General features: G+C 35.8%; 26 protein-coding genes and 1 pseudogene. 19 read left to right on the top strand and 8 right to left on the bottom strand.

Going from position 1 to position 23,974, the window contains the following annotated elements; all coding sequences use genetic code 11:
* Nucleotides 1–263 precede the first annotated feature (263 nt).
* Complete coding sequence (locus J2S08_RS21390) at nucleotides 264–872, top strand: pyroglutamyl-peptidase I (RefSeq protein WP_307233211.1); 609 nt, start codon at nucleotides 264–266, stop codon at nucleotides 870–872.
* Between the two features lie 111 nt (nucleotides 873–983).
* Here the strand turns inward: J2S08_RS21390 and J2S08_RS21385 are convergent, their stop codons facing one another.
* Together J2S08_RS21385 and J2S08_RS21380 are read right to left on the bottom strand one after the other, a co-directional pair.
* Nucleotides 984–1,544, bottom strand: coding sequence for a LysR family transcriptional regulator substrate-binding protein (locus J2S08_RS21385; protein WP_307233215.1), 561 nt, complete (start codon nucleotides 1,542–1,544; stop codon nucleotides 984–986).
* A gap of 38 nt (nucleotides 1,545–1,582) precedes the next feature.
* Nucleotides 1,583–1,867: a LysR family transcriptional regulator gene (locus J2S08_RS21380; protein ID WP_307233209.1), complete on the bottom strand. Its 285-nt coding sequence runs from the start codon at nucleotides 1,865–1,867 to the stop codon at nucleotides 1,583–1,585.
* 147 nt (nucleotides 1,868–2,014) lie between these two features.
* Between J2S08_RS21380 and hutG the strand changes: the two genes are divergently transcribed.
* On the top strand, nucleotides 2,015–2,992 hold the full coding sequence (hutG, locus tag J2S08_RS21375) for a formimidoylglutamase (RefSeq protein ID WP_307233207.1): 978 nt from the start codon (nucleotides 2,015–2,017) through the stop codon (nucleotides 2,990–2,992).
* 2 nt (nucleotides 2,993–2,994) lie between these two features.
* Nucleotides 2,995–4,188 carry a sodium/glutamate symporter gene (gltS, locus tag J2S08_RS21370; protein WP_307233205.1) on the top strand — a complete coding sequence of 398 codons (1,194 nt, stop codon included), beginning with the start codon at nucleotides 2,995–2,997 and terminating at the stop codon, nucleotides 4,186–4,188.
* A 205-nt stretch (nucleotides 4,189–4,393) separates the two neighbouring features.
* Here the strand turns inward: gltS and J2S08_RS21365 are convergent.
* Nucleotides 4,394–4,663, bottom strand: a pseudogene (locus tag J2S08_RS21365) (manganese catalase family protein); the annotation flags it as partial.
* A gap of 208 nt (nucleotides 4,664–4,871) precedes the next feature.
* Complete coding sequence (locus J2S08_RS21360; protein ID WP_307233204.1) at nucleotides 4,872–5,789, bottom strand: LysR family transcriptional regulator; 918 nt, start codon at nucleotides 5,787–5,789, stop codon at nucleotides 4,872–4,874.
* A 431-nt stretch (nucleotides 5,790–6,220) separates the two neighbouring features.
* Here J2S08_RS21360 and J2S08_RS21355 point away from each other — a divergent pair, with 431 nt between their 5' ends.
* Nucleotides 6,221–6,769 carry a flavodoxin family protein gene (locus tag J2S08_RS21355; RefSeq protein ID WP_307233202.1) on the top strand — a complete coding sequence of 183 codons (549 nt, stop codon included), beginning with the start codon at nucleotides 6,221–6,223 and terminating at the stop codon, nucleotides 6,767–6,769.
* Between the two features lie 563 nt (nucleotides 6,770–7,332).
* Here the strand turns inward: J2S08_RS21355 and J2S08_RS21350 are convergent.
* On the bottom strand, nucleotides 7,333–7,902 hold the full coding sequence (locus tag J2S08_RS21350; protein ID WP_307233200.1) for a manganese catalase family protein: 570 nt from the start codon (nucleotides 7,900–7,902) through the stop codon (nucleotides 7,333–7,335).
* A gap of 102 nt (nucleotides 7,903–8,004) precedes the next feature.
* On the bottom strand, nucleotides 8,005–8,265 hold the full coding sequence (locus J2S08_RS21345; RefSeq protein WP_307233198.1) for a spore coat protein CotJB: 261 nt from the start codon (nucleotides 8,263–8,265) through the stop codon (nucleotides 8,005–8,007).
* 486 nt (nucleotides 8,266–8,751) lie between these two features.
* On the opposite strand from J2S08_RS21345, the gene J2S08_RS21340 reads away from it, so the two are divergent.
* From J2S08_RS21340 to J2S08_RS21330, 3 genes are all read left to right on the top strand, one after another.
* Entirely contained in the window at nucleotides 8,752–8,952 is a 201-nt protein-coding gene (locus J2S08_RS21340; RefSeq protein WP_307233197.1) for a hypothetical protein, read from the top strand.
* Between the two features lie 571 nt (nucleotides 8,953–9,523).
* Complete coding sequence (locus J2S08_RS21335; protein ID WP_307233195.1) at nucleotides 9,524–10,240, top strand: NAD-dependent deacylase; 717 nt, start codon at nucleotides 9,524–9,526, stop codon at nucleotides 10,238–10,240.
* 253 nt (nucleotides 10,241–10,493) lie between these two features.
* Nucleotides 10,494–11,237: a transglutaminase-like domain-containing protein gene (locus J2S08_RS21330; RefSeq protein ID WP_307233193.1), complete on the top strand. Its 744-nt coding sequence runs from the start codon at nucleotides 10,494–10,496 to the stop codon at nucleotides 11,235–11,237.
* 364 nt (nucleotides 11,238–11,601) lie between these two features.
* Here J2S08_RS21330 and J2S08_RS21325 read toward each other — a convergent pair whose 3' ends face one another.
* Nucleotides 11,602–11,829, bottom strand: coding sequence for a spore coat associated protein CotJA (locus tag J2S08_RS21325; RefSeq protein WP_307233191.1), 228 nt, complete (start codon nucleotides 11,827–11,829; stop codon nucleotides 11,602–11,604).
* 367 nt (nucleotides 11,830–12,196) lie between these two features.
* Here J2S08_RS21325 and J2S08_RS21320 point away from each other — a divergent pair, with 367 nt between their 5' ends.
* The 4 genes from J2S08_RS21320 (at nucleotide 12,197) to J2S08_RS21305 (ending at nucleotide 15,604) form a co-directional block, all read left to right on the top strand.
* Entirely contained in the window at nucleotides 12,197–12,829 is a 633-nt protein-coding gene (locus tag J2S08_RS21320) for a CBS domain-containing protein (protein WP_307233189.1), read from the top strand.
* A 202-nt stretch (nucleotides 12,830–13,031) separates the two neighbouring features.
* Nucleotides 13,032–13,796 (top strand): metallophosphoesterase, encoded by a 765-nt coding sequence (locus tag J2S08_RS21315; RefSeq protein ID WP_307233187.1) that lies wholly within the window; start codon nucleotides 13,032–13,034, stop codon nucleotides 13,794–13,796.
* A gap of 167 nt (nucleotides 13,797–13,963) precedes the next feature.
* Complete coding sequence (locus J2S08_RS21310) at nucleotides 13,964–14,530, top strand: adaptor protein MecA (protein WP_307233185.1); 567 nt, start codon at nucleotides 13,964–13,966, stop codon at nucleotides 14,528–14,530.
* Between the two features lie 105 nt (nucleotides 14,531–14,635).
* Complete coding sequence (locus J2S08_RS21305) at nucleotides 14,636–15,604, top strand: YpdA family putative bacillithiol disulfide reductase (protein ID WP_307233183.1); 969 nt, start codon at nucleotides 14,636–14,638, stop codon at nucleotides 15,602–15,604.
* Between the two features lie 144 nt (nucleotides 15,605–15,748).
* On the opposite strand, the gene J2S08_RS21300 is transcribed toward J2S08_RS21305, so the two are convergent.
* A complete protein-coding gene (locus J2S08_RS21300) occupies nucleotides 15,749–16,723 on the bottom strand; it encodes an asparaginase (protein WP_307233182.1) in 975 nt (324 codons plus the stop codon).
* Nucleotides 16,724–16,835: 112 nt separating this feature from the next.
* On the opposite strand from J2S08_RS21300, the gene prsW reads away from it, so the two are divergent.
* From prsW to rpsA, 8 genes are all read left to right on the top strand, one after another.
* Nucleotides 16,836–17,513, top strand: a complete 678-nt coding sequence (gene prsW, locus J2S08_RS21295) for a glutamic-type intramembrane protease PrsW (protein WP_307233180.1) — start codon at nucleotides 16,836–16,838, stop codon at nucleotides 17,511–17,513.
* A gap of 108 nt (nucleotides 17,514–17,621) precedes the next feature.
* A complete protein-coding gene (gene sleB, locus J2S08_RS21290; protein ID WP_370875737.1) occupies nucleotides 17,622–18,455 on the top strand; it encodes a spore cortex-lytic enzyme in 834 nt (277 codons plus the stop codon).
* 24 nt (nucleotides 18,456–18,479) lie between these two features.
* Nucleotides 18,480–19,826, top strand: coding sequence for a germination protein YpeB (gene ypeB, locus J2S08_RS21285; protein WP_307233178.1), 1,347 nt, complete (start codon nucleotides 18,480–18,482; stop codon nucleotides 19,824–19,826).
* A 222-nt stretch (nucleotides 19,827–20,048) separates the two neighbouring features.
* On the top strand, nucleotides 20,049–20,705 hold the full coding sequence (locus J2S08_RS21280; RefSeq protein ID WP_307233176.1) for a flagellar brake protein: 657 nt from the start codon (nucleotides 20,049–20,051) through the stop codon (nucleotides 20,703–20,705).
* Nucleotides 20,706–20,769: 64 nt separating this feature from the next.
* On the top strand, nucleotides 20,770–20,892 hold the full coding sequence (locus J2S08_RS21275) for a DUF5359 family protein (RefSeq protein ID WP_307233174.1): 123 nt from the start codon (nucleotides 20,770–20,772) through the stop codon (nucleotides 20,890–20,892).
* A gap of 400 nt (nucleotides 20,893–21,292) precedes the next feature.
* Nucleotides 21,293–21,973: a (d)CMP kinase gene (cmk, locus tag J2S08_RS21270; RefSeq protein WP_307233172.1), complete on the top strand. Its 681-nt coding sequence runs from the start codon at nucleotides 21,293–21,295 to the stop codon at nucleotides 21,971–21,973.
* Complete coding sequence (locus J2S08_RS21265; protein ID WP_307233171.1) at nucleotides 21,970–22,551, top strand: lysophospholipid acyltransferase family protein; 582 nt, start codon at nucleotides 21,970–21,972, stop codon at nucleotides 22,549–22,551. The genes cmk and J2S08_RS21265 overlap by 4 nt, the downstream gene beginning before the upstream one ends.
* 157 nt (nucleotides 22,552–22,708) lie before the next feature.
* A complete protein-coding gene (gene rpsA, locus J2S08_RS21260; protein WP_307233169.1) occupies nucleotides 22,709–23,845 on the top strand; it encodes a 30S ribosomal protein S1 in 1,137 nt (378 codons plus the stop codon).
* Nucleotides 23,846–23,974 lie beyond the last annotated feature (129 nt).

Genomic DNA, 23,974 nt, shown 5'->3' with positions numbered 1-23,974 from the left:
CTAATATGTACGATTCGTTGCATCGGAATTTACGCCCTCGGAGTGTTACACCAAACGAGAGTAGCTTCGGCAAAATCGGACACGTAGAACAGGGAAGCAAACAATTTCTTATAGAGTTTTATAAGGTTTTGGCAACGGGATGTCATCTTTTTATCCAAAGCTTATTTATTTAGATATAATAGAAATAGCTGCAACAAGAGCGTATATTGTTTTGCAGCAGTTGCTTTTGTCAAGACTGAACAATAGAAAGGAAAGAAATAAGGATGAAGAAACTGCTTCTAACTGGATTTGAACCATTTTTAGATTATCCTGTTAATCCAACAGAGAAAATTGTACAAGCACTGGACGGGACAAAAAGAAATCATATAAATATTGTTGGCAAAATATTAACAGTAGATTTTCAGCAATCAGGCCGGCAGCTATTAAAATATTTTCGAGAAGAAAAGCCTGATGCTGTTATTTCACTAGGTCTTGCGGGAGGGAGATATAAAATAACGCCTGAACGAATCGCAATCAATTGCAATGATGGCGCAGGCGACAACAGAGGAAATAAACCACAAGGAGAGAAAATTGATGAAAATGGACCAGATGGGCTATTTTCTACGCTTCCAATACGTGAAATAACAGCAAAATTACAGGAAGCTGGTTATCCTGCCGAGATATCGAATACAGCCGGCACCTATCTGTGCAACAACATCATGTATCAAATGTTAAATGAAATCCGAAAAAGTTCAAAACAAATTCCGTCTGGATTTATTCATATTCCTGCTTCACATGAGCTCGCCTTGAGACATGGGAAAATCCCTAGCTGGTCTCATCGTGATTTAGTGGAATCAATTTTGATCTGCATCGATTGCCTAGCTGAAATGTAACGACTGGCTCCTTAAAGTAAGAGGTTGGAAAAAATAAGTGCATCTATTCACTTATTTTTTCTTCTATATCCCCTTTTTAATAAAAAGTTTGCTAACGGCCAAACTATCCTTTTAACTATCAAAAAAATGTCGAATGCGATCGCAGAGATCATAGACAATAGGAGGTTGGTAACGATCCTTAAAATAAGCCAAATATACACTACGTGTAAGTGCAGGATTATTGATATGTTGTATGTGAAGCTTGTTTTCAGAAGAATATTTAAGATAACTCTCCGGCAAAATAGTAATTCCCAAACCTTCCCCAACTAAACTGCACGCAGTTTCAAATCTTTCTATCTCATAATGAATAGTCGGTCTAAGGCCTTCAAGCGAAAAAGCATTTAGGATGTCTTCTCTTGTTTGAAAGCCAGGTTTGCTAATAATGAAAGGCTGTTTTACTAAGTCGCTTAATTCAATTTTTTCTTTATTGTTCAATGGATGATTGTTACTTGTAACGAGCACTAAACTCTCTTTATAAATTGGATATATGATTATATTTGGACTTTCTATAAATTGATTTGTAATAGCAAAGTGAATATCATAATTTTTTAAAGACTGATAGATTTTTTCCTTGCCTAAAATTTCGTTTAGTTGTATGTGCACATTAGGATATGGTTTTTTAAATGTTTTTATTACTTTTGGAAGCCAATTTTTTGTTGACTCAATTAAACCTATTGAGATATTTCCAGCTCCTGTTTTTTTACGTCTTCTAGTTCTCTTTTAACATGATCCAACTGGTTTAAAAGTTCGACTGCGCGTTGATATAAAATCGCACCCGATTCTGTAAGGTTTAACTCTCTCGTACTTCGTTCTAAAAGTTGAAATCCTACTTCTTTCTCTAATTTTTTTATCATATTACTTAATGAAGGCTGGGAAATATGAAGCGTTCTCGCCGCTTTTGTATATGATTTCTTTTCAATAATCGTAGTGAAATAGCGTAATTGACGAAAATCCATGGTTAACTGTCCCTTTCCAATAAAATCATCTATAGCTTTAAACTATAAATATATTCTGTTTTAATATTAGTAATGATAGAATAAACGATATATAATTTTTTTGAAAGACAAAACAACTGCTTAATAGTGAAAAAGGGGGAAAGAGTAATGTATATACATCCAAATAAAGAATTATGGACAGGCCGGATAGATAGCGAAACAGATTTATCAAGTTTTCGTTTTCATCAAAAAGTACAAGTGAAAAAAATGCAACAGTTAAGTGAAGCTAATCATAAAACATTTGCACTTATCGGATTTGAATGTGATGAAGGCGTTAAAAGAAATAAGGGACGCATAGGCGCTGCTAAAGCACCTTCCGAAGTAAAAAGTGCTTTAGGCAAACTACCGTGGACATATTCAGAACAAACAGACGTGATAGACGTTGGGAATATTGCTTGTGAAGGGGAGCAGCTAGAAAAGGCGCAAGAAGAGTTGGGGAAAGCTGTCTCTTATGTTCTAAAACAACAGATAACTCCTATTATTATTGGGGGCGGGCATGAAACGTTATATGGCCATTATTTAGGAGTAAGAGAAACAATTGGTGCAGAAAAGTCGTTGGGAATTATTAATATTGATGCTCATTTTGATATGAGGCCTTATGATCAACAGACTTCTTCGGGAACGATGTTTAAACAAATTTTGGATTGTGATCCACATTGCGGATATCTTTGCGTTGGAATTCAAACTTTTGGAAATACAAAATCATTATTTGAAACAGCACATCAATACGGATGTACGTATATAAAAGAAGAGAATCTCACATATGATAAAATGGACGTAACATTTTCGAGGATAGATGATTTTATTAGTCGACATGACCATATATTATTAACCCTTTGTATGGATGTTCTTTCCGCAAGCGCCGCCCCAGGTGTAAGTGCACCTTCACCGTTCGGATTGGATCCAAAAGTTGTACGTGCCTTATTGCAGCATATCATTTCTCATCCAACAACATTAAGTTTTGATATATCTGAAGTAAATCCGCTGCTAGACAAAGATAGGAAAACGATTACACTTGCAGCATATTTTTTAGCAGAAGTGATCGCCCATTTTCATCATGAATCTAAGACAATGAATGGAGGATAAGAATGACCTTAGCGTTTGATCAGGTTACGACAATTTTTCTTGCTGCAGCTACTTTAATGTTAGGCAGTTTCATTATTCATAAAGTTCCTTTTTTAAATAAATTTTGTATTCCGGCTCCGGTTGCAGGTGGATTAATATTCGCTGTCATTGTTACTGCTTTAAAAGGATTTGAAATTGTTGAAATTCAACTGGATACGTCTTTGCAAAGCTTATTCATGCTTACTTTTTTTACTACTGTAGGGCTTGGTGCAAGCTTTCGATTAATTAAACTGGGTGGGAAGCTTCTTGTTATTTATTGGTTAGCTTGTGGATTTCTAGCACTGGCGCAGAACGTGATTGGTATTTCATTAGCAAAATTCTTTCATATCGATCCTTTACTAGGAATTATGGTCGGTGCGGTATCAATGGAAGGCGGCCATGGTGCTGCAACGGCTTTTGGCGGAACGATAGAGGAACTTGGTGTCAATTCCGCTCTTTCCATCGGCTTAGCAGCTGCTACATTCGGATTGATTTCCGGCGGTTTAGTCGGGGGGCCTGTTGTTCGATATTTAATTTCTAAACATGATTTAAAGCCAAATGAAACAGTGAAGGAGTCTACAACGAATGTACCTGATGATTCAAATACTTCATGGAGTTCGCAAAAATTCATGGTACAAGTATTTATTATTACATTATGTATGGCTTTTGGTACTTATTTAGGACAATTATTTTCGAGTGCGACCGGTTTTGTATTGCCTGGATACGTAGGGGCAATGTTTGTTGCCGTAATTGTAAGAAATGTTATTGATCGTTTTAATAAAGAAACGATTAATATGAAACAGATTAATCTAATTGGCGATATCACACTAGGCATATTCCTATCAATGGCGTTAATGAGCATCCAACTATGGGAAGTAGTAGATTTAGCACTTCCAATGTTAATTATCCTTATTATTCAAGTCATTTTTATCATATTACTAGGTATTTTTGTCTTGTTCCACCTGTTTGGAAGAGATTACGATGCGGCTGTTATGGTCGGTGGATTTACAGGCCATGGTCTTGGTGCAACACCTAACGCTATCGCAAATATGGATGCTATTACACGCAAGTTCGGGCCATCGCAAAAAGCATTTTTAATCGTTCCAATTGTTGGTGCGTTTTTAATTGACGTTTTTGCCATGCCGATTATTATTACAAGCATCAATCTATTTAAATAATCTCTGAGACAACCATCATGGTTATATGAGTATCAGATGTTTCTCTGACAAACTCAGTTTAAGCAAGTTTCATTTGTTAGAACAATTTATCCTACTTAATTGAAAAAGGTAGCTGTCCTAACAATCTTTGTAGCGCTGGAAACGTGTCTTTCCTGACGCTACCCCTTCATTTTCCATTCATGAACGTAAAAAACACTACAACAATCTATTGCTGTAGTGATTTGCATTGTACTCGCGGCATTAAAATACCTTCCTTCAATATTTCCACTGCTTCTCGAAAGCGCTGCGAATGAATTAATTGAAGACTATTCATCATCACTCATTTTAATAAGCCATTGATAAGTAGCCCGGGCTTTTTCTTCTGCAGCGATGTCTTCATATAAGTAAGCGATCGGGTCTCCTTTTGCTTGAATATAAGTAGCAGTAAAAGGTATATCTCAATGTTTTCATAAAATAATGCATTATCATGGTTTGCTAAGAGATCTGTTCAATTCTTATCCGGTAGGGGAATAGAAGAACCCCACTGATGGATGCCTCACTTTATATTTAATGGCATTAAAGAAGATGCATATGAAAAAAGAGCAACTTTCCAATAAGTGAATTTTCCCAAAGTATTGTGGATTTATATTTGAGTTTATTAAAAAAGTTGAACCGCTCATTTGGTTTAATGTCTCTTCAAATAATTATTGTCCAGTATATTCAGAAATATAATCTTCTTTATATGTTTTACAAGTTAACTCAATAAAGGCCTGTAAAGGAGGAGACATCCATTTATCTTTATGCCAAGCAATTTGAGTAAAAATTGGAGACGTGAAGTTCTTCCATGGCAGTTCTTTCATTCTTCCTATCTTAATATCTTTATCTACTACCATCGATGGTAATATAGATATACCTAGTCCCGCTATCACACATTGTTTGATAGCTTCTATACTAACAAACTCTAATTGATTTATTGGGAAAACCCCGGCTGAACGAAAGGATTCTTCCAATAAAATGCGATAGGAACATCCAGTTTCTGTAAGTAAAAATGTTTCATGTTCAAGGTCTTTAGGACAAACTTCAGATTTAGTTAGTAAGGGATGATCCGGAGAAGCGACCATTTTTATTTGTTCTTGAATAAGAGATTCTATTGCTAAAGAGTTTCCTGGTCGTGATGTATCTGTAATAAACGCAATATCAAGTATTCCCTTTAGTAGTTGCTCTCTAGCTATTTCATCAGAATGAGCCGGCTTAAATATAAGCTTAACATAAGGGAATTTTTCCTTAAATTTTTTTAAAATAGAGGGGAGCCGGTAGGTACATTGGCTTTCCTGAGCTCCAATCCTTAGGGTCCCTACTAATTCTTCACTCTTATTTACTACCATTTTAGCTTCTTCAGCCAGCGTAATCATTCTATCAGCATATAATTTAAACTGCCGTCCAGCATCTGTTAGAATTAAACGCTTTCCTAAACGTTCAAATAATGGTACGCCAAGTTCATTTTCCAAAGATTTTATTTGGGCTGTTACACTCGATTGGGCAAAATTCAACATTTTAGCAGTTTTAGTGAAATTAAGATTATCTCCAGCAGTTTTAAAGGTAATCAATTGTTTTATCTCCAATGTTTTCACCCCTAAATAGTTATTTTCGATTTATTCAATCGAAATAATCTTCTTTATTAATTAATGAGTTCATTATAAGCTACAAGTAATTGAGTAACAAATTTTTAAAAAAAGAAAATTTTTATACTGTAAAACTTACAACTAGTCATTTGATTTATAACATATTGTAAGTGTTGTACTAAATAATCTATTTTTTATCTGAATTTGAGTCCAAAAGAAAAAAGCTAAATGATGCTCTAGTCATTTGCGATTTTCAATCACTAGGGATCTGCTCACTTATAAAATCTACAAATCTAAATATAAGATGTCACTATCATTTTCTATCAAATTCAAGTAAGCACTATATATCTTTTATAGTTAATTAATTTACTTATTTTATAGTAAGTATATATATTTGGTGAAATAATACAAAATACAAAGGGATGATAATAATGACAATAACAGTTATTTATGGAGGAACTCGTGAGAATGGCAATACAGAGATTCTAACTGAACAAGCCATTCAAGGATTAGCCGTAGAAAGAATTTTTTTAAAGAATTATGAAATTCAACCCATTGAAGATCTGCGTCATGATCAAGCTGGGTTTCAGAAAATTAATGATGATTATAATTTAATTATTGATTGTATTCTATCGCACGACATTCTTGTGTTTTCCACTCCTATTTATTGGTATGGTATGTCAGGAATTTTGAAGAACTTTATTGATCGCTGGTCACAGACAATGAGGGACTCACAACATCCTGATTTTAAGAATAGAATGTCGGTCAAAAAAGCATATGTAGTTATAGTGGGAGGAGACGAACCATCTATAAAGGGATTACCATTAATTCAGCAGTTTCAATATATATTTAACTTTATGGGGATTCATTTTGAAGGTTATATAATTGGACATGGAAATAGACCTGGCGATATTTATCAAGACAAGGAGGCATTGTTTGCTGCTGGTCAAATACAAAAAAAATTAAAGAGGAAGGTATAAAATTAGCAATGGAACATGTTTGAGATCAAATTAGTAATGAATTACGGTGATTTTTTGATTGCTGGTTTGGAACAACTTATCATCGCTTAGTGTAAAAAATTTTTAGGATATTAAAATGCCTTATGGAGAATTCAAGTTGAGACAATTAAAATTAAAACAAAATTTAGCGAGGAAGCTTTTTGCGTCAAGCCTCCTCATTCTAAACGATCACTTGGGATCACTGACGTGGATTTCTGACCTACGTCATTGCAACCAATCGGCCTAGTATCCATATAGGCCTGTTTATGTGATGGGAAAGGATATTGCTTTATTAATACGTCTACATGTATTTGGTAATATTTGCTCTAGTTTTTTTGAAAATGCAGTGATTTTATTGATTCTGATTAACTGGCACAAAAGTTTTGCAGATTTTATACTTTTTGGAGAAACTTCGATATATTTATTGCTTTCTTTATTTTCTATTGTATTTAGTAAAAAAGTCTCATAAGCTAGAATTTTGGATAATCTTATTAACTGAAGATATTAAACTAAGAACGTAGCATTCGTAAATCATCACTCTAATGTTAGAATACCTTCTTTTTACCACGTTCATCCTTCAATATTTCCACTGCTTCTCTAAATCGCTGCGAATGAATAATCTCACGTTCACGCAAAAATCGAAGACTATCATTTAAATCCGTATCATCACTCATATTAATAAGCCATTGATAAGTAGCCCGGGCTTTTTCTTCTGCAGCAATGTCTTCATACAAGTCGGCGATTGGATCTCCTTTCGCTTGAATATAGGTAGCAGTAAAAGGTACACCACCAGCATTTTCATAGAATAACGCATTATCATGGTTCGCATAATGGGCACCGAGCCCTGCTTCTTTCATTTGTTCTGGTGTCGCATCTTTCGTCAATTTGTAGACCATTGTTGCAATCATCTCAAGATGAGCCAATTCTTCTGTTCCAATATCTGTGAGTAGCCCGATAATTTTGTCGGGAATAGAATAGCGTTGATTTAAGTATCTTAATGCTGCAGCAAGTTCCCCATCTGCACCACCATATTGTTCAATGAGAAACTTGGCTAACATTGGATTGCAAGTACTGACACGGACTGGATATTGCAATTTTTTTTGATAAACCCACATAGGTAAAGTAAACCTCCCTTTTGTTGATCAGCTATCTTTTCTGATATAGCTCCCGACTTCATACGAAGAGGGGAGAATGTATAAACACTTCTACTTCATATGTCAAACTTGCCACGGCCAAGGTGTTTCGATCCATTCCCACGGATGTTTAGAATAGCTATACCCAAAGCTTGTCAATGGTCCGAACTGTTTCTCGAATTCTTTTTTTAATCTCTTGCTCTCCTTTACGGACTCATTATATTGATGAATAGCTTGCTTATCGTGAGGGTGAGTGTCCAAGTATAGATTTAATTCAACGATTACAAAGTCAATAGCTTGCAGCTCTTCAAGCAAAACATAGTAATGTTTCGGCAATGCCTTCAAGTTTTCGTTCCCTCCTTTCCATAATCGTTATCAATGTATCTCTCTTTACATTCAACCGCTTGCAGATTCTCTACTGCACAGGTTGAAAGTATTTATATGTTATCTTATGAAAGCAAAAACCATAATGTGGGTACTTTCATTATTTTTTATTTTTAATGATAACGAATGACTGGTAGGCAAAAGATGGCATTAATGTATTGTATGTCATGATTTTGTCCATCATGTCAATTTTTAGAGAGACGTAAATCGAGGAATTTTGAGAGTGATTCTCATGCAAAATTGTCTTTTGAGTTGATATATCTGAAACTAGCACCTCAATTATTGACTTTGTTATAATCTCTTCAGGTGATTCATTTCCTATTAGTAGTTATATTCTGCTATGGAAGGGCCACTTGGGTCTTCAGCTACAAGAATAGGTGCTAAAGCAATAACAGAAATCATTCAAATTTTTGCTCCAATTTGAGCAAATGGATAGGAGTATTAAAAATGGCTGTTGAAAACACAGAAGACCTCAATTACTTAAAAAATCAAGTAGAACGCTTGGATAAAGAAGTTTACAACTTGAAATCTAAGATTGAACTTTTAGAGAATCTTTTGATTAAAATTGTTGACGACCAAGCTATATCTTCAGATTTGCTACTTGATGTTGATTACATTATTTTGAAAGAATCTGTAAAAAATCTTTAATTTGAAAGATAACATTCTAATTGAATCCTTCCTGCTTATTGTTAAGGAGATTACATAAAATTCCATACATAAATATTTATGCACTTTTTCAGCCAGAGGATGGAGTCTATACAGTCAGTTTTTAACTGTTTTACTGATAGGGAAACCTTGACCGAGGCAATAACAGAGGCTCATGAATTTTAGAACTGATGCTACAGGTTTTGAGGATGAAGGGGATAAGATACTACCCTAGTCAAAATAAAAGTACCTGATGGCGCTATGGAATGTCAACACAAAACTGGACAACTTTTATAAGGATTAATGTGCTTAAATTCAGTTGAGTAAGATATCCAAGTATTTGATAAATCCGAATATTGTTGAACTAATATACATAATTCCAAGTTTAAGATCGAGCTGGTTAAGGGAAAGGAAGGTTCTTTGCGATCTTAGCCTTTGTTCTACTTCTAGTGAGTGGGAGATGAAAGAAAACCCCTACCCATGGAAGTTTCACTTTATTAGCTATGATAGAATAATAAATACATGCGTTCTTACGCGCAGGAGGAGTAGGTATCTGAAGGAGGTAGGTGTTACAATGTTCAATCAACTGAGACAATTACTTGAGCAAGCAAGTTACCCAGTTATATTTACTGGTGCTGGGATGTCAACAGAAAGTGGGCTGCCTGATTTTCGTTCTGCAACCGGCATGTGGAAAAAGTTCAGCCCTGAAGAATTGGCGAGTGTTCATGCATTAGAGCATAATCGTGAAGAATTTATCGACTTTTATCGCAATCGTCTTGAGGCCATCGAACAATATCAGCCCCATATCGGACATGAGATTTTAGCGAAATGGGAGGCAGACGGGAAAATAAAATCGATTATTACACAAAATGTAGACGGCTTCCATCACCAGGCAGGAAGTAAAGCAGTTTACGAACTGCATGGCACCTTACGCCGTTGTCATTGTCATCAGTGCGGTAATGACTTTGATAAAAGTAAATTTATTGCAGGAAAAAGTTGTGATTGCGGCGGGTTTGTACGACCGTCTATTGTGTTATTTGGAGAAATGCTGCCGGAAGAGCCATTCCTCGCTGCAGAAAGAGAAAGCGCTGAAGCTGATTTATTTATTGTTTTAGGGTCTTCGCTTTCTGTCACTCCAGCAAACTTTTTCCCGATTCAGGCGAAAGAAAGTGGTGCGGCACTTGTGATTGTCAACATGGAACCGACTGAGCTGGATGGTATGGCAGATATAGTGATTCACAATCGAAAAATCGGTGAATTATTAGTAGAGCTTGATAAAGAGTTAATTTGAAAAAGCCGTCCGCCATTTCCATCAATGGGATTGATACATTTCTTTGATTGTTGTAATTTCTAGTTCTTGTTTACTTTTATCTACTTTATGGGACTATTTTAGAGCACACGATATACTCGTGCGCTCTTTCTAATTATTCGTTTGCGGGTCTCGCTTTTTCATATGGACTATAGTACGGTTAAATCAACTGAGACAATTACTTGAGCAAGAAGAAATTAGTAAATTGTCCATTATTTTATAAGGAGGATTTCATATGATTGCCTTTTCTTTAGATGGGTTGAGGGTTTATGATAAGTTTTTATGGCTTGATTATAATCATCAATATCTTGAGGAACTTCGGGATAGATATAATTTAAGGAACTTGGTTAGTGATGAAATGAATGATTTAACAAAAGTGGAAGTAGTAATGAATTGGATAAATAGTTTATGGGAGCATAATGGTGAAAATGAACCTAATAGATTTGACCCTTTACATATATTAGAGCAAGTATCTAAAGGAGAACAATTTAGGTGTGTAGAGTATGCGGTGGTTCTTAACGGGTGTTTAAATGCGTTGGGGCTACGTTCGAGAATATTATCATTAAAAACGCAGGATTGTGAAACCAGGGAATATGGAGCAGGTCATGTTGTTGTAGAGATTTATATTCCTGTATTGAATAAGTGGATAATGGCTGACCCACAATTTAATGTAGTACCTTTTAAAAACAATGAACCTTTAAATGCTGTTGAATTAGCCTTAAGTAACAAGAGTTCTGTGGATATAAAGCAATTATTTCATGATGGTTTTTCTTACTATGACTGGATTTCACCTTACTTATTCTATTTCACTATTAATTTCGATAACAGAGTAAACGATGAGCGTTCATATAAAGAAAAAGAACAATTAATGTTAGTTCCTTTAAGTGCTAATTTTCCAAGAGTTTTTCAACGTGTACATCCGATTGGGGAGATTGAATACACACATTCACTAAACAGATTTTATCCAATTCCTATATAAATTGAACGGTTCCACCCAAGAGATTTAACTAACTATATGAAGAATTTGAGCGAACGGGTGCTTTAACACAATAAGTAATAAAACTAATCATAGATTATTTGCTAACTATTTATGGCGCATATACTAAAGTGATAAAGAAATATATTTAAAAAATAATAATGACATCTCTCTACAAATTCGTTTTAAAATTTTTAGTCCGAAACTACTAGAAAGATTGAACTGCAATCCATTGCACGAAGACAACGTCATTTTCTTTTCCAAGACGTGTAACAGCACTGCTCAAAGCATCACTTTATTTCACATTTGCTGCAAAAAAAGCCGGCCTCATTTAGAAGCGCACGACAATACTCGTGCGCTTATTTCCCTATTCATTTGCGGGTCTCACTTTTTCATATGGACTATAGTACGGGTCATAGAAAACCTTCCATAATGTTCCTGCTCTTAATGCTTCCCTTGGTGAAAACTGCGGTAAATTAGGCGGCTGAAAGCCAAGGTATAGATTAGGCGGGGTTGAATATGTTTTTACTTTTATAGGGGGACAAGGATCAAAAGGGCTAATATATGGTTTATACTGCTTATAAAGCGTGAACAAATCTAATCCTCCTTTCTTTTTTCATTATGGACACAAGCCTTCACTCAGTGCATAAAAGTGTCACAATATTGTATGGCGTTAGCGTGGAAAGCATGAGTATCTTTTTTAACGAATTGTTTGATAGAAATAAACAAGCATCGGCGATTTCTGCACATTATAGCTTTTAGCATAGAGGAGGCTCACTTCTTTTTGAATAAGAGGGCTTTATCGTAAATGTAATGTCAATTTGATACATCTTGTATTGGCGGTTTTCTTAGTAGTAGCTTTTCTACTTAATCATTTCTCATTATATAGACAAAAATGACAGGACTTTAATTGGATTTGTCGAAATAAAATAATATAGACAAAAAAGATGAGGTGATGTCAAATGTTTGTGAAAAGTCTCATGATCCCTAAGCATCGATGCCATGTTATTCATGGCGAAGATACGGTAGAGAAAGCACTGGAACTTTTGGAAGAAGCAAAAGTAGATGGACTGCCAGTGTTGGAAAACGATCTTTATATCGGTGCAATCACACGCTATGGTATTTATTTTCATTATTTTACTCAAGAAATGCCAAAAGAAACTTTTTTAAAAACGGTAAAAGTAAAAGAAATTGCCGCACATCAAGATAAAATTTTAGAGGGAGAAGAAATTTTTGAGAAAACATTAGTAAAATTAAAATCTTTTCCATTACTGGCTGTAGTAGATGAAAAAAAGCGTTTTTTAGGGATCGTCACAAGATATGATGTCATCGAACAATTTCAAAGTGCATTTGGAACATTGCGGCCAGGAATTCGCATTGCTTTTACGGCGATTGAAAGTGAAGGCCGTCTTGCAAGATTAGCGAATATTATTCAAAGCTTTCATGAATCCGTTATATCATTAGTTACTTTTGATGAAACAGATAAGCTAGTTAGACGAATCGTCTTAAAAATAGAAAAAACGGATAACCTAGATAAATTTATTACTAAATTAGAGCAGCACGGATTCCGAATATTAGATATTCACAAAGATTAGTCGTAATTAGAAAAGGGCGCCCTAAAATTTTTGGGGCTCTCTGTTTTTTTGTAAAAAATGAATGATAAAATATATAGACGATGTTCAAAAATTATTGTAATGATTGGATGCTCGTACACTAAACGGTTAGGCAAGTTATACATTTCTTGTTTACTTGCCTAATGTAATGACTTTTTTGTATCAACAGCTTTAGGAGGAACTTATGATTTATTTTATGCTAATAATAGGATTGGGCGGAGTCTGTTTTTTGTTATATATGCTTTATGAGGCATTTCAAAATAATGTTGTAGAAGAAAGCATACGATTTGCCGAATTCCCGGTAAATATGAAGGCGCTCCGTCTTTTTTTTATTTCTGATATCCATCGACGTGTCATCCATTCGAGCATTATTGAACAGGTAAAGGGAAGGGCTGACTATGTGATCATAGGAGGCGATTTGTTGGAAAAGGGTGTTCCATTGAAACGGATAAAAGAAAATCTGCAAAAATTAAATGAGGTTGCCCCTATTTATTTTGTGTGGGGAAACAATGATTATGAAATCGAGGTAGATAGATTGCAAACGCTGTTTGAAGAACTTCATGTCAAAGTATTAAGAAACAGTGCTGTTATTCTCGAAGCTTCTGACTCAGAAAGCATCGCTTTATTGGGAGTCGATGATATTTCCGCAAGTACTCCAAAGCTCGACTTAGCATTAGAAGCAGCTCAAGGCAGTACTTTTCGCATTTTGGTTAGTCATAATCCAAGTATCGTACATTCATTTGATAAAGAAGCAAACATTTCGCTCGTTCTAAGTGGACATACCCATGGTGGACAAATTCATCTATTTGGGTATAGTCCATATGAGAAAGGCGCTCTTCATTTTATGGATCATACAACATTGCTTATTTCTAACGGCTACGGTACAACAGGTGTGCCGCTTCGATTGGGGGCAAAGCCTGAAACACAGTTGTTAACAATTAGCGATTGATGTATCAAAAGTAATGAATTCATTGTTCGTTTACTAAAATATAAAGCTTCCCAACCAATTGGCTGAAAATCCGCAAAGCACTAGCTTAAATGTGTTTGCTTTCATGAACCATCTTTCTTTCGTTTCATAATATGGTGGTAACAGCTTTGCTTGGGAGGGCGAAATAAATGAAATTAGAGAGACTCTCTCTGAATAAGATAAAATACTCCATCAAGCTTGATGAATTGACCAAGCGCGGCTTCCTCTATCATGATTTATGGAAGGAAACTTTCATATGGGATGAGCTTTTCGATGAAATGTTTGAGGAAGCGAAAGCAAGATATAATTTGCATATTAATGGCACTGTTGCAATTGAAATTTACTCATTTACTGCAGAGGAGTTAACATTAATTGTTACTTTAGATGAGCATGATTTGGAGAAGGAGGAAGCTGGTAAAATTAAAAAGTCCAACATACAGCGAGTTTTTTCGTTTGTACATTTAGACGATCTTCTCCATTTAGCATACACACTTCGTCATCTAAATGCTATTCCAGACTGCACTTTAATTCTTTTCAATGATCACTATTTTCTTACTTGGCTGCAAGATTATAGTACAAATGATCAGGTTGCATCAATGATTGGGGAGGAATATGGAGAGCGATCATTAATTTCTCCACATATGCTAAACGAATATGGCACTACTATCTTTAAGGAGCAGGCTCTTTTTTCGCTGCTTCATTATTTTCAACCTTAAAAAGCATGTTCGTGAGCTGTATCTTTAAAAGCAGCAGTCGTATTTATTGCACTCCTTTTTATTATTTCCTATCATAGAGTTGTGGAAAAATGAGGAGTGAACAACATGCAAAGAGAAGATTGTATTATTATTGGTGGCGGACCTTGTGGATTAGCGGCAGCGATTGCCCTAAAAAAAATTGGGAAAAATCCTTTGGTCATTGAAAAAGGCAACATTGTGAATGCAATTTTTCATTATCCTACACATCAAACATTTTTTAGTTCTAGTGAAAAGCTTGAAATTGGCGATGTTGCTTTTATTACAGAAAATTTAAAGCCAAAACGAAATCAAGCTTTAACATATTATCGTGAAGTGGCGAAACGGAAAAAACTTCGCATTAATCGATTCGAACGGGTAGAAAAAGTGACGAAGCAACCAAACAAGCGATTTATGATTCAAACGGAAAAATGCACATACGAGTCTACTTATGTGGTGATTGCTACGGGCTATTATGATCAGCCCAACTACTTAGATATTCCTGGTGAAAATTTGGGCAAGGTCTATCATTATTTTAAAGAAGGCCATCCGTTTTTTGACATGGACGTAGCAGTAATAGGCGGCAAGAATTCAGCAGTAGATGCAGCTATAGAACTCCACAAAGCGGGAGCGCGTGTTACTGTTCTTTATCGTGGAAAGGAATATTCCAATAGTATAAAGCCATGGATATTACCAGAGTTTGATTCTTTAGTTAGAAATGAACATGTGAAAATGGAATTTGAGGCAAATGTGATAGAAATAAAAGAAAAAACAATTACTTATATGGTAAAAGATAAAAGAAATATGATTGAAAATGATTTTGTTTTTGCTATGACAGGATACCATCCTGACCATGGTTTCCTTGTAAACATGGGTGTTTCCATTGATGCTGAAACTGGCAGGCCTTTTTTTCAACCAGAAACGATGGAAACAAATGTCGAGGGGCTTTTTATTAGTGGTGTCATTGCAGCTGGCAACAATGCTAACGAAATATTTATCGAAAATGGACGTTTTCATGGGCAGCTTGTTGCAAAGGCGATTGCAGAAAGAGAAAAATAACAGTTTAAAATACCTGCATCGTGAGGATGCAGGTATGTGCATATGAACTTGCGGCAGGCAAAATTTGGACATTCTGCTAGCTTAGCTTTAATTTGACTTAAAAAGATTGTTTTTCGGCTCATTAAACGCTTGTCCCTACATGAGCTACTGTTGAAAAAGTGCGTCTAGTGTTTGTAAGTCCGTTGTTTTTGCTAACGCAATAAGAAGTTTGATTCTTGCTTTTTGTCCGTTGAGACCGTTGGCAAAAATAATGCCCATCTCTTTTAAATTTTTTCCGCCGCCCTCATACTCATAAACGTCTTGGGCAATACCATTAAAGCAGCGGGAGACGAGGACGATTGGGATTTTAGCATCTAGTAAAGCTTGCAGGCCTGGGATGACAGCAGGAGGCATGTTGCCTTGTCCCATTGCTTCAATCACAACGCCATCATATTTCAAGTCTTTAATTGCATACAGCAAAGAAGCATCCATACCAGCATGCACCTTTAACAAAGCAACACGTTTTGACACATCTTGTATATTAAAAAATGCTCTTTTTGTAGGTAAATGGTGAAAAATAATACCTCGTTTCGTCACAATGCCAATAGGTCCATATTGCGGACTTTGAAAAGTAGAAACATTGCTTGTATGTGTTTTAGTTGCGTTTATTGCTGTGTGAATTTCATCGTTTAAGACGACAAGAACTCCTTTCTCTTTCGCTTCATCGCTTGCAGCAACTCTAGTAGAGGCAAGCAGATTATACAAACCATCAGAACCAATCTCGTTATTTGATCTCATTGCCCCTGTAACGACGATTGGAATCTCCGTTTTAATCGTTAAGTCTAAAAAATAAGCTGTTTCTTCTAGTGTATCTGTTCCATGTGTGATCACCACGCCATCTATTTTTTTTGTTTTTATTGCATCGCATATTAAATTTCTAAGCTGCAGCATTTCCACTGGTGTGATATGAGGAGATGGCAAATGGAAAGGTTCTTCAGTAATAACATGAGCTAGTTCTGATAGTCTTCCCGTCTCCGAGAGCAGCGGATGATAATCTCTCGGGGCTACTGCACCTGTTTTTTGATCCTCTGTCATAGCAATTGTTCCGCCTGTATGGATAATGAAAATCTTTTTTTTCATAGGAATCCTCCTCGTACTTTTGTTACATTTCCTGAAAAAAAATGAAACAATCATTTTCAATAGGGTATTTCCATGATACGATGAAGGAAATAGAAAGAAAAGAGGACTGTTTATGCTGGTACTTTTATCAGCGGGTATAGCGCCTAGTCTTGCGCTTTTGAGTTATTTTTATTTGCGTGATCAATATGAAACGGAACCGGTTTTGTCGGTTTTTAAAACTTTTTTATTTGGTTCCCTACTAACGTTCCCGATTATGTTCGTACAACATGTACTTAAAGTAGAGGCAATTTTTGATGGCGTATTATCCAATGCTTTTATTAGCACTTCATTATTAGAGGAGTTTTTTAAATGGTTTATTCTTTATTTTACCATTTTTCAGCATGAGCATTTTAATGAGCCTTATGATGGGATTGTATATGGTGCAAGTGTTTCCTTAGGATTTGCAACAGTAGAAAATATTCTTTATTTATTTGCAAATGGAATTGAGTTTGCACTTGGAAGAGCTTTGCTGCCAGTTTCCAGCCATGCTTTATTCGGTGTTATTATGGGATATTATTTAGGAAAAGGCAAGTTTTCTCTAACAAGTGAGAAAAAGAAATGGGTCTTCTTCTCCTTTTTACTTCCATTTTTATTACATGGATTGTACGACTTTATTTTAATGGCTGAAAAAAAATGGCTTTATTATATGATTCCTTTTATGCTATTTTTATGGTGGTTAGGCCTTAAAAAAGTGAAAGCTGCTCACGTACTGACGGCCGAGCATTATGAAAAAATTCTAGTAAAAAGATAAAAAACACTTCTTTCAAAAGAGAAAAGGAGTGTTTTTTTTTTGTATAAAAGCCAGAAGTCTACAAAAGCTATCAGTAAACATTAAACTATGTTTGGAGGACAAGGTAAGATGAGGAATGATACGAAATATACATTACTATTTTCGCTATTACTCAGCATGACAATTGTATTTTCCCCCTTCATGAATCAACCAGCTCATGCATTTTCCGAACAGGTCATGCAAAAGGGTGCCTTTGGGGATGATGTCATTGAATTGCAAGCACGATTGCAATATATCGGGTTCTATAATGGGAAAATTGATGGAGTATTTGGCTGGGGGACATATTGGGCAGTAAGAAATTTTCAATCTGAGTTCGGTTTGCCGATTGATGGTTTAGTCGGTCCGAAAACAAAAAAGAAATTAACCAGTGCTACGAAGTATGATGAGAAATATGTAAAAGAACAAATAAGCAAGGGAAGACGCTTTACGACTTACGGAAATCAACCGAAGCAAAAGCAGACGAAAAAAACTCAACAACAAGCAGGAAATAAAGGAACACAAACACAAACACAAACTAAACCGACTGCTGCAAATGTACCTAATGGATTTTCACAAAACGACATAAAATTAATGGCCAATGCAGTTTATGGAGAAGCAAGAGGGGAACCTTATGAAGGCCAGGTAGCCGTAGCAGCTGTTATTTTAAACCGAGTGAATAGTTCAACCTTTCCTAATACAGTTTCTGGCGTCATTTTTGAACCATTGGCCTTTACAGCTGTAGCTGATGGGCAAATATGGCTGACACCAAATGAAACAGCTCGAAAAGCTGTAATGGATGCGATTAATGGCTGGGATCCTTCACAAAATGCATTGTATTATTTTAATCCCGATACTGCAACTAGTAAATGGATTTGGGGCAGACCTCAAATTAAAAGAATTGGCAAACATATCTTTTGTAAATAAATCGAATAAAGAAGGTGAACGACATTGATAAGAGGAATAATCATTGCGGCCCTGTCGCTTGGAATAATTGGAACCGCTTTTTGGGGATACCAGGAGCATCGAGAAAAAAACGCGATCTTAATTAATGCTGAAAATACGTATCAACGAGCATTCCATGATTTAAGCTATCAAATGAATGTACTGCATGATAAGATTGGAACCACATTGGCAATGAATTCTAGAAAATCGTTGTCGCCGGCGCTTGCTGATGTATGGAGAGTAACTTCAGAAGCGCAATCTAACGTTGGACAACTTCCTCTCACATTATTACCGTTTAATAAAACAGAAGAATTTTTGTCAAAAATAGGAAATTTCAGCTATCGGACGGCCGTAAGAGACTTGGAAAAAGATCCACTGTCAAAAGATGAGTACAAGACACTTACGAATTTATATAAACAAAGTGCCGATTTACAGAGTGATCTTAGAGAAGTACAGCATATGGTATTGAAAAATAATTTGCGGTGGATGGATGTTGAGATGGCATTAGCAACAGGAAATGAAGCGAAAGACAATACGATCATCGATGGATTTAAGACTGTCGAAAAAACAGTTGAAAGCTATGATGAATCAAACATGAACGATCCTACTTTTTCAAATTTTAAAGAGCGGGATAAAAACTTTGAACATGTTACTGGTAAAGACATAACAGAGGAAGAAGCAGCTGACATTGCCAAGCAATATGTAAAAAGAGATGTAAATGATATAAAGGTAACAAGTAATGGAAAGGGAGCAAAATATGGCTTTTACTCAGTTGCACTGGTCGATAGAAATGGAAATGAGTCCAATCTGGAACTGACAAAAAAAGGCGGGCATCCGATTTGGTTTATCGATCAACGAGATGTTTCTGAATCGAAAATCAGCTTAAATGATGCGGTGAATAAAGCAGAAAGATTTCTAAAAGACAACAAATTTAAAGATATGGAGCTTTCAGAAAGTGTCCAATATGATCATACTGGGCTGCTCACTTTTGTAACGACACAAGATAACATCCGTATTTATCCAGAAGCGATCAAAATAAAGGTTGCTTTGGATAATGGACAAATAGTCGGATTCGCCGCAGCTGATTTTTTACAAACCCATCAAAAGCGTGACATAACGAACCCCGGCATTTCTAGGGAAGAAGCAGCTGGCTTTTTAAATACGAATCTAAAAGTGATGGAAGATGGATTAGCAATCGTTACAAATGATCTTGAAGAGGACGTGCTTTGCTACGAATTTTTAGGAACTCTTGGCAATGATACGTACCGGATTTTTATTAATGCAGAAGATGGGATGGAAGAAAAAGTCGAAAAGATGCAAAATGCTGAACCAATTTACGAAGATATTGTCTAGTTCCTTTAGCTTGTAGAGAATTCTCTACAAGCTTTTTTTTGAACACGGAATATTGGCAGGTTCGATTTACCATCTTGAACTACATCATCGGCATTATTAAGGCTTCTCAACCGAGAGCGAAAAATTCATACTATGTTGTGTCTAGAAAAAGAAATGGAAAGAGGGGATTATTCGTGACATAATGAAAGTGAAGGATGATTATTGATATAGGAAGTGTTGCTAATGTTAAAAATTGGTCATGTTCTTCTGTTGGAAGATGTAAATCAAAAAGAGGGAGATACTTATAAATGTAAAGTTGTAGACCTAGATGCTGACACAATTTGGATTGACCTTCCTAAAAACATGATCACTGAGCGTACAAAACTTCTTAAGACGAGCACAAAATTAACTGCTCAAGTCATCATTGAGGAAAACAATCTCTATTTGTTTCATACAGAAGTATTAGGAAAAGCAAATAAAGAAATTCCCATGTTGTGCTTGCATAATCCAGGAAAAGAAGAAATGAAAAAAATTCAACGAAGACAATTTGTTCGAATTGAAACAGCAATCGACCTCTCGCTCTCCTTTCCTCAATCTCAATTGAGATTCGCATCTATTTCAAAGAACTTTAGTGCAGGAGGATGTGCAGTTTTGCTGCCGGATGGGATTCTTCTCAAAGAAAAAGAAGTTGGAGAGGGGATTTTTGTTCTGCCAATGCAGGATGGCAGCTTTCATTATTTGCAGCTCCCATTTGTAGTGAAAAGAATATGGAAAAAAGATAACTTGACGTTTGCATCTGTGCAATTTTCTGACGTTGAAGAGTACGATGAACGTCATATTACTCGTTTCTGCTTTGAACGACAACTGGCTTATAAGAAGAAAGGATTATTGAAGAAATAGTATAAAAACACTGCTTCATCTCTATAATATAGCTACAACTAGAATGTAGAGAGGAGGCATAGTCGTGAAAGCAATTGAACGTTGGCTCATCAAACTCGTTGTAATTCAATTTATCATTCTATTATGTGTACAAATATTCATTCATTATTATCATTTTTTTCCTGAACTGCAAAAAATAAAGCTATAAGAAGTTTTAATTGGCTTTACAGATATGATAGAACAAGAAAAGGAATTTCACATGAAACATTAATAAAAAACCACCAACTGCATCATTTGAAAGCGTTGTCAATAAAAATTTAAAAATTGTTAAATAACGTTCACATTTGTCATTGATAAAAATAATCAATAACGGTTTTTTTAGATCGTATTTAACAACAGAACAACTATTTCATTTACTATATGTTGCAGTATAACAGTGATTCTGTTTGAACTGAAAAATGACGCCGATAAAAAATGTAGGATTTCTATACTAAACATGAAATAAAGCAGGTGGAAAGGAAAGAAGGTCTTTCCTGATTTGTAGCTTCTTTTATGTTAAAATATGAGGGAGGTATTTGCAAAATTAGTATAGAAGATAGGTGTTGCATGTGGAGAGGAAAATTCGGATTGCAATTGATGGACCAGCAGCTGCTGGCAAAAGTACTGCTGCAAAAAAGGTAGCGCAGCAGCTTTCTTATATTTATATTGATACTGGTGCGATGTATCGTGCCTTAACCTACAAAGCGTTGACAAACAATGTGAATGTGGAAGATGAGCTTGCTTTAGCTAATCTGTTGGAGAGAACCACGATTTTATTAAAGGCAGAAGACAATATTCAATTGGTTGAGATGGATGGGATAGATGTTACGGAAAAGATTCGTAGTGCTAATGTAACAAATGCTGTTTCAAGTGTTGCAAAACACAGTTCTATCCGTTTAAACATGGTCGAAAGGCAACGGAAATTGGCGATAAATGGTGGAATTGTAATGGATGGCAGAGATATTGGCACTAAAGTAATTCCTGATGCAGAATTAAAAATATTTCTAAAAGCCAGCGTCAAAGAACGTGCAATACGCCGCCATCATGAAAATTTGCATAGAGGTTTTCCATCAGAACTAGCGACAATTGAAAAAGAAATTCAAATGAGAGATCAAAAGGATACGGAACGGGCATGTTCTCCACTTAAAAAGGCTGTTGATGCTATTGAATTAGATTCAACTGCATTAACAATTGATCAAGTTGTAAAAGAAATAATTGAATTAGCATTAGAAAGGATCGAAACTAGGTGACGTTTTATGGCTTTGCAAAAAAAGTGGTCGGAATGCTTTTAAAGCCTTTATTTAGAATAGAGATTATTGGTTTAGAGCACTTTCCGAAAGAAGGCAGTGTGCTTCTTTGTTCAAATCACATTAATAATTTTGATCCGCCGGTTGTAGGGATAACAGCTCCTCGTCCCATTGCTTTTATGGCGAAAGAGGAGTTATTTAAGCGGCCATTGCTGCGTTTCCTACTTAAAAAGTTAAATGCATTTCCTGTTAAAAGAGGTATGAGTGATCGCGAAGCATTCCGAAAAGCACTCCATCTATTAAAATCAGGGCAGGTTCTTGGCCTTTTTCCTGAAGGAACGAGGAGTAAGACAGGCAAGCTCGGGAAGGGCCTTGCTGGTGCTGGATTTTTTGCTTTAAAAACACAAGCAGTAGTGATCCCATGTGCGATTGTAGGCACCTATCGCCCTTTTAAAAAATTAAAAGTTATTTATGGAAAACCAATAGAAATGGAAGAATTAAGAGAAAGCAAAGCCTCCGCTGAGAAAGTGACTGCCGTGATTATGGAAAATATTAGCTATCTGATTAAAAATCATCAATAAAGAGAAACTTTACTTGACAAATGTATTTTTTTGTTAGAAGTTAATAGAAAGAATATTTAATCACATGTTTGAAAAACGAAGGTGACCAGATTTATTATTTGGTCGAAAAAAGAAGATTGTCTACGTTTTTTGCCGTTGGACTGAAGGAGGGTTACATATGTCAGAGGAATTGAATGAAGTAGAAGTAAAAACTTTTTCTGAAGGTGACAAAGTAACAGGAACTGTAACAAAAGTAGAAGAAAAACAAGTACTTGTTGATATTAAGGATAGTAAACTGGATGGTGTCCTTCCAATTAGCGAGCTTTCCAGTCTTCATGTAGAAAAGGCATCAGATGTTGTGAGTGAGGGAGACATTTTGTCGCTGCTTGTGACAAAAGTCGAGGATGAATTGCTTGTAGTATCTAAAAGAAAAATTGATGCTGAAAATGCTTGGGAGAAAATGCAAAAGCACTTCGAAAATAATGACATCATTGAAGCGGAAGTGAGTGATGTTGTAAAAGGAGGGCTTGTTGTAGATTTAGGTGTTCGCGGCTTTGTTCCAGCTTCACTTGTTGAAGATTACTATGTAGAAGATTTTACAGATTATAAAGGAAAAACGCTGACTTTCAAAATTGTTGAAATTGACCGCGAGAAAAATCGACTTATTCTTTCCCATCGGGCAGTGATTGAAGATGAAAAAAATGAGCAAAAGAAAAAACTGTTAGAACAGATTGAAGTAGGAGCTGTTCTTGAGGGAACTGTACAAAGAATAACTGATTTTGGCGCTTTTGTTGATATTGGCGGTGTAGATGGACTTGTACATATTTCTCAGCTTTCCCATCAGCATGTTGAGAAGCCATCAGATGTGATCCAAGAGGGAGATACAGTCCAAGTAAAAGTTCTTTCTGTGGATCGTGATAACGAACGAATCTCCTTGTCTATAAAGGAAACACTGCCTGGGCCATGGACAAATATCGCTGAACGTGCACCAAAAGGGTCTATTTTATCCGGAAAAGTAACAAGACTTGTTTCTTATGGTGCTTTTGTAGAAGTGTTGCCTGGAGTTGAAGGACTCGTCCATATCTCGCAAATTTCCCACAAACATATTGGTACACCACACGAAGTACTAACAGAAGGGGAAGAAGTAGAGGTCAAGGTCCTGGAGACGAATGAAGAAGAAAAGCGCTTATCGTTAAGCATGAAAGAATTAGAGGAAAAAAGAACTGATCAAAACAGCGACTACGAGCTTCCTGAAGAAACAAAGGGCTTTCAGTTAAGTGAAATGATCGGCGACAAACTTAAAGATTATAAGTAATATGTTAAAGCGGCTCTACAGTCATAGGAGCCGCTTTTCATGTGCGACGGGCAGTCGCACCTTGTGTAGCTTTGCTACACAAATGAATTGTTAAAGGTTGGAATACGTTACCTAGGTAAAAACGATTCC

Origin of the sequence: Bacillus chungangensis, assembly GCF_030812995.1 — a bacterium.
GTDB classification, from domain to species: Bacteria; Bacillota; Bacilli; order Bacillales; family Bacillaceae_C; genus Bacillus_CF; species Bacillus_CF chungangensis.
This window is presented reverse-complemented; position numbering and strand designations above follow the sequence as displayed.

Excerpts from the sequence above, each read along its gene's own strand:
- sleB (WP_370875737.1), top strand. The coding sequence starts at position 17,622 with ATGAGGAATGATACGAAATATACATTACTATTTTCGCTATTACTCAGC.
- J2S08_RS21340 (WP_307233197.1), top strand. The coding sequence starts at position 8,752 with ATGGCTGTTGAAAACACAGAAGACCTCAATTACTTAAAAAATCAAGTA.
- J2S08_RS21380 (WP_307233209.1), bottom strand. The coding sequence starts at position 1,867 with ATGGATTTTCGTCAATTACGCTATTTCACTACGATTATTGAAAAGAAA.
- J2S08_RS21320 (WP_307233189.1), top strand. The coding sequence starts at position 12,197 with ATGTTTGTGAAAAGTCTCATGATCCCTAAGCATCGATGCCATGTTATT.
- J2S08_RS21330 (WP_307233193.1), top strand. The coding sequence starts at position 10,494 with ATGATTGCCTTTTCTTTAGATGGGTTGAGGGTTTATGATAAGTTTTTA.
- J2S08_RS21280 (WP_307233176.1), top strand. The coding sequence starts at position 20,049 with ATGTTAAAAATTGGTCATGTTCTTCTGTTGGAAGATGTAAATCAAAAA.
- gltS (WP_307233205.1), top strand. The coding sequence starts at position 2,995 with ATGACCTTAGCGTTTGATCAGGTTACGACAATTTTTCTTGCTGCAGCT.
- rpsA (WP_307233169.1), top strand. The coding sequence starts at position 22,709 with ATGTCAGAGGAATTGAATGAAGTAGAAGTAAAAACTTTTTCTGAAGGT.
- J2S08_RS21300 (WP_307233182.1), bottom strand. The coding sequence starts at position 16,723 with ATGAAAAAAAAGATTTTCATTATCCATACAGGCGGAACAATTGCTATG.
- J2S08_RS21305 (WP_307233183.1), top strand. The coding sequence starts at position 14,636 with ATGCAAAGAGAAGATTGTATTATTATTGGTGGCGGACCTTGTGGATTA.
- J2S08_RS21350 (WP_307233200.1), bottom strand. The coding sequence starts at position 7,902 with ATGTGGGTTTATCAAAAAAAATTGCAATATCCAGTCCGTGTCAGTACT.
- J2S08_RS21355 (WP_307233202.1), top strand. The coding sequence starts at position 6,221 with ATGACAATAACAGTTATTTATGGAGGAACTCGTGAGAATGGCAATACA.
- J2S08_RS21315 (WP_307233187.1), top strand. The coding sequence starts at position 13,032 with ATGATTTATTTTATGCTAATAATAGGATTGGGCGGAGTCTGTTTTTTG.
- hutG (WP_307233207.1), top strand. The coding sequence starts at position 2,015 with ATGTATATACATCCAAATAAAGAATTATGGACAGGCCGGATAGATAGC.
- J2S08_RS21310 (WP_307233185.1), top strand. The coding sequence starts at position 13,964 with ATGAAATTAGAGAGACTCTCTCTGAATAAGATAAAATACTCCATCAAG.
- prsW (WP_307233180.1), top strand. The coding sequence starts at position 16,836 with ATGCTGGTACTTTTATCAGCGGGTATAGCGCCTAGTCTTGCGCTTTTG.
- J2S08_RS21335 (WP_307233195.1), top strand. The coding sequence starts at position 9,524 with ATGTTCAATCAACTGAGACAATTACTTGAGCAAGCAAGTTACCCAGTT.
- J2S08_RS21390 (WP_307233211.1), top strand. The coding sequence starts at position 264 with ATGAAGAAACTGCTTCTAACTGGATTTGAACCATTTTTAGATTATCCT.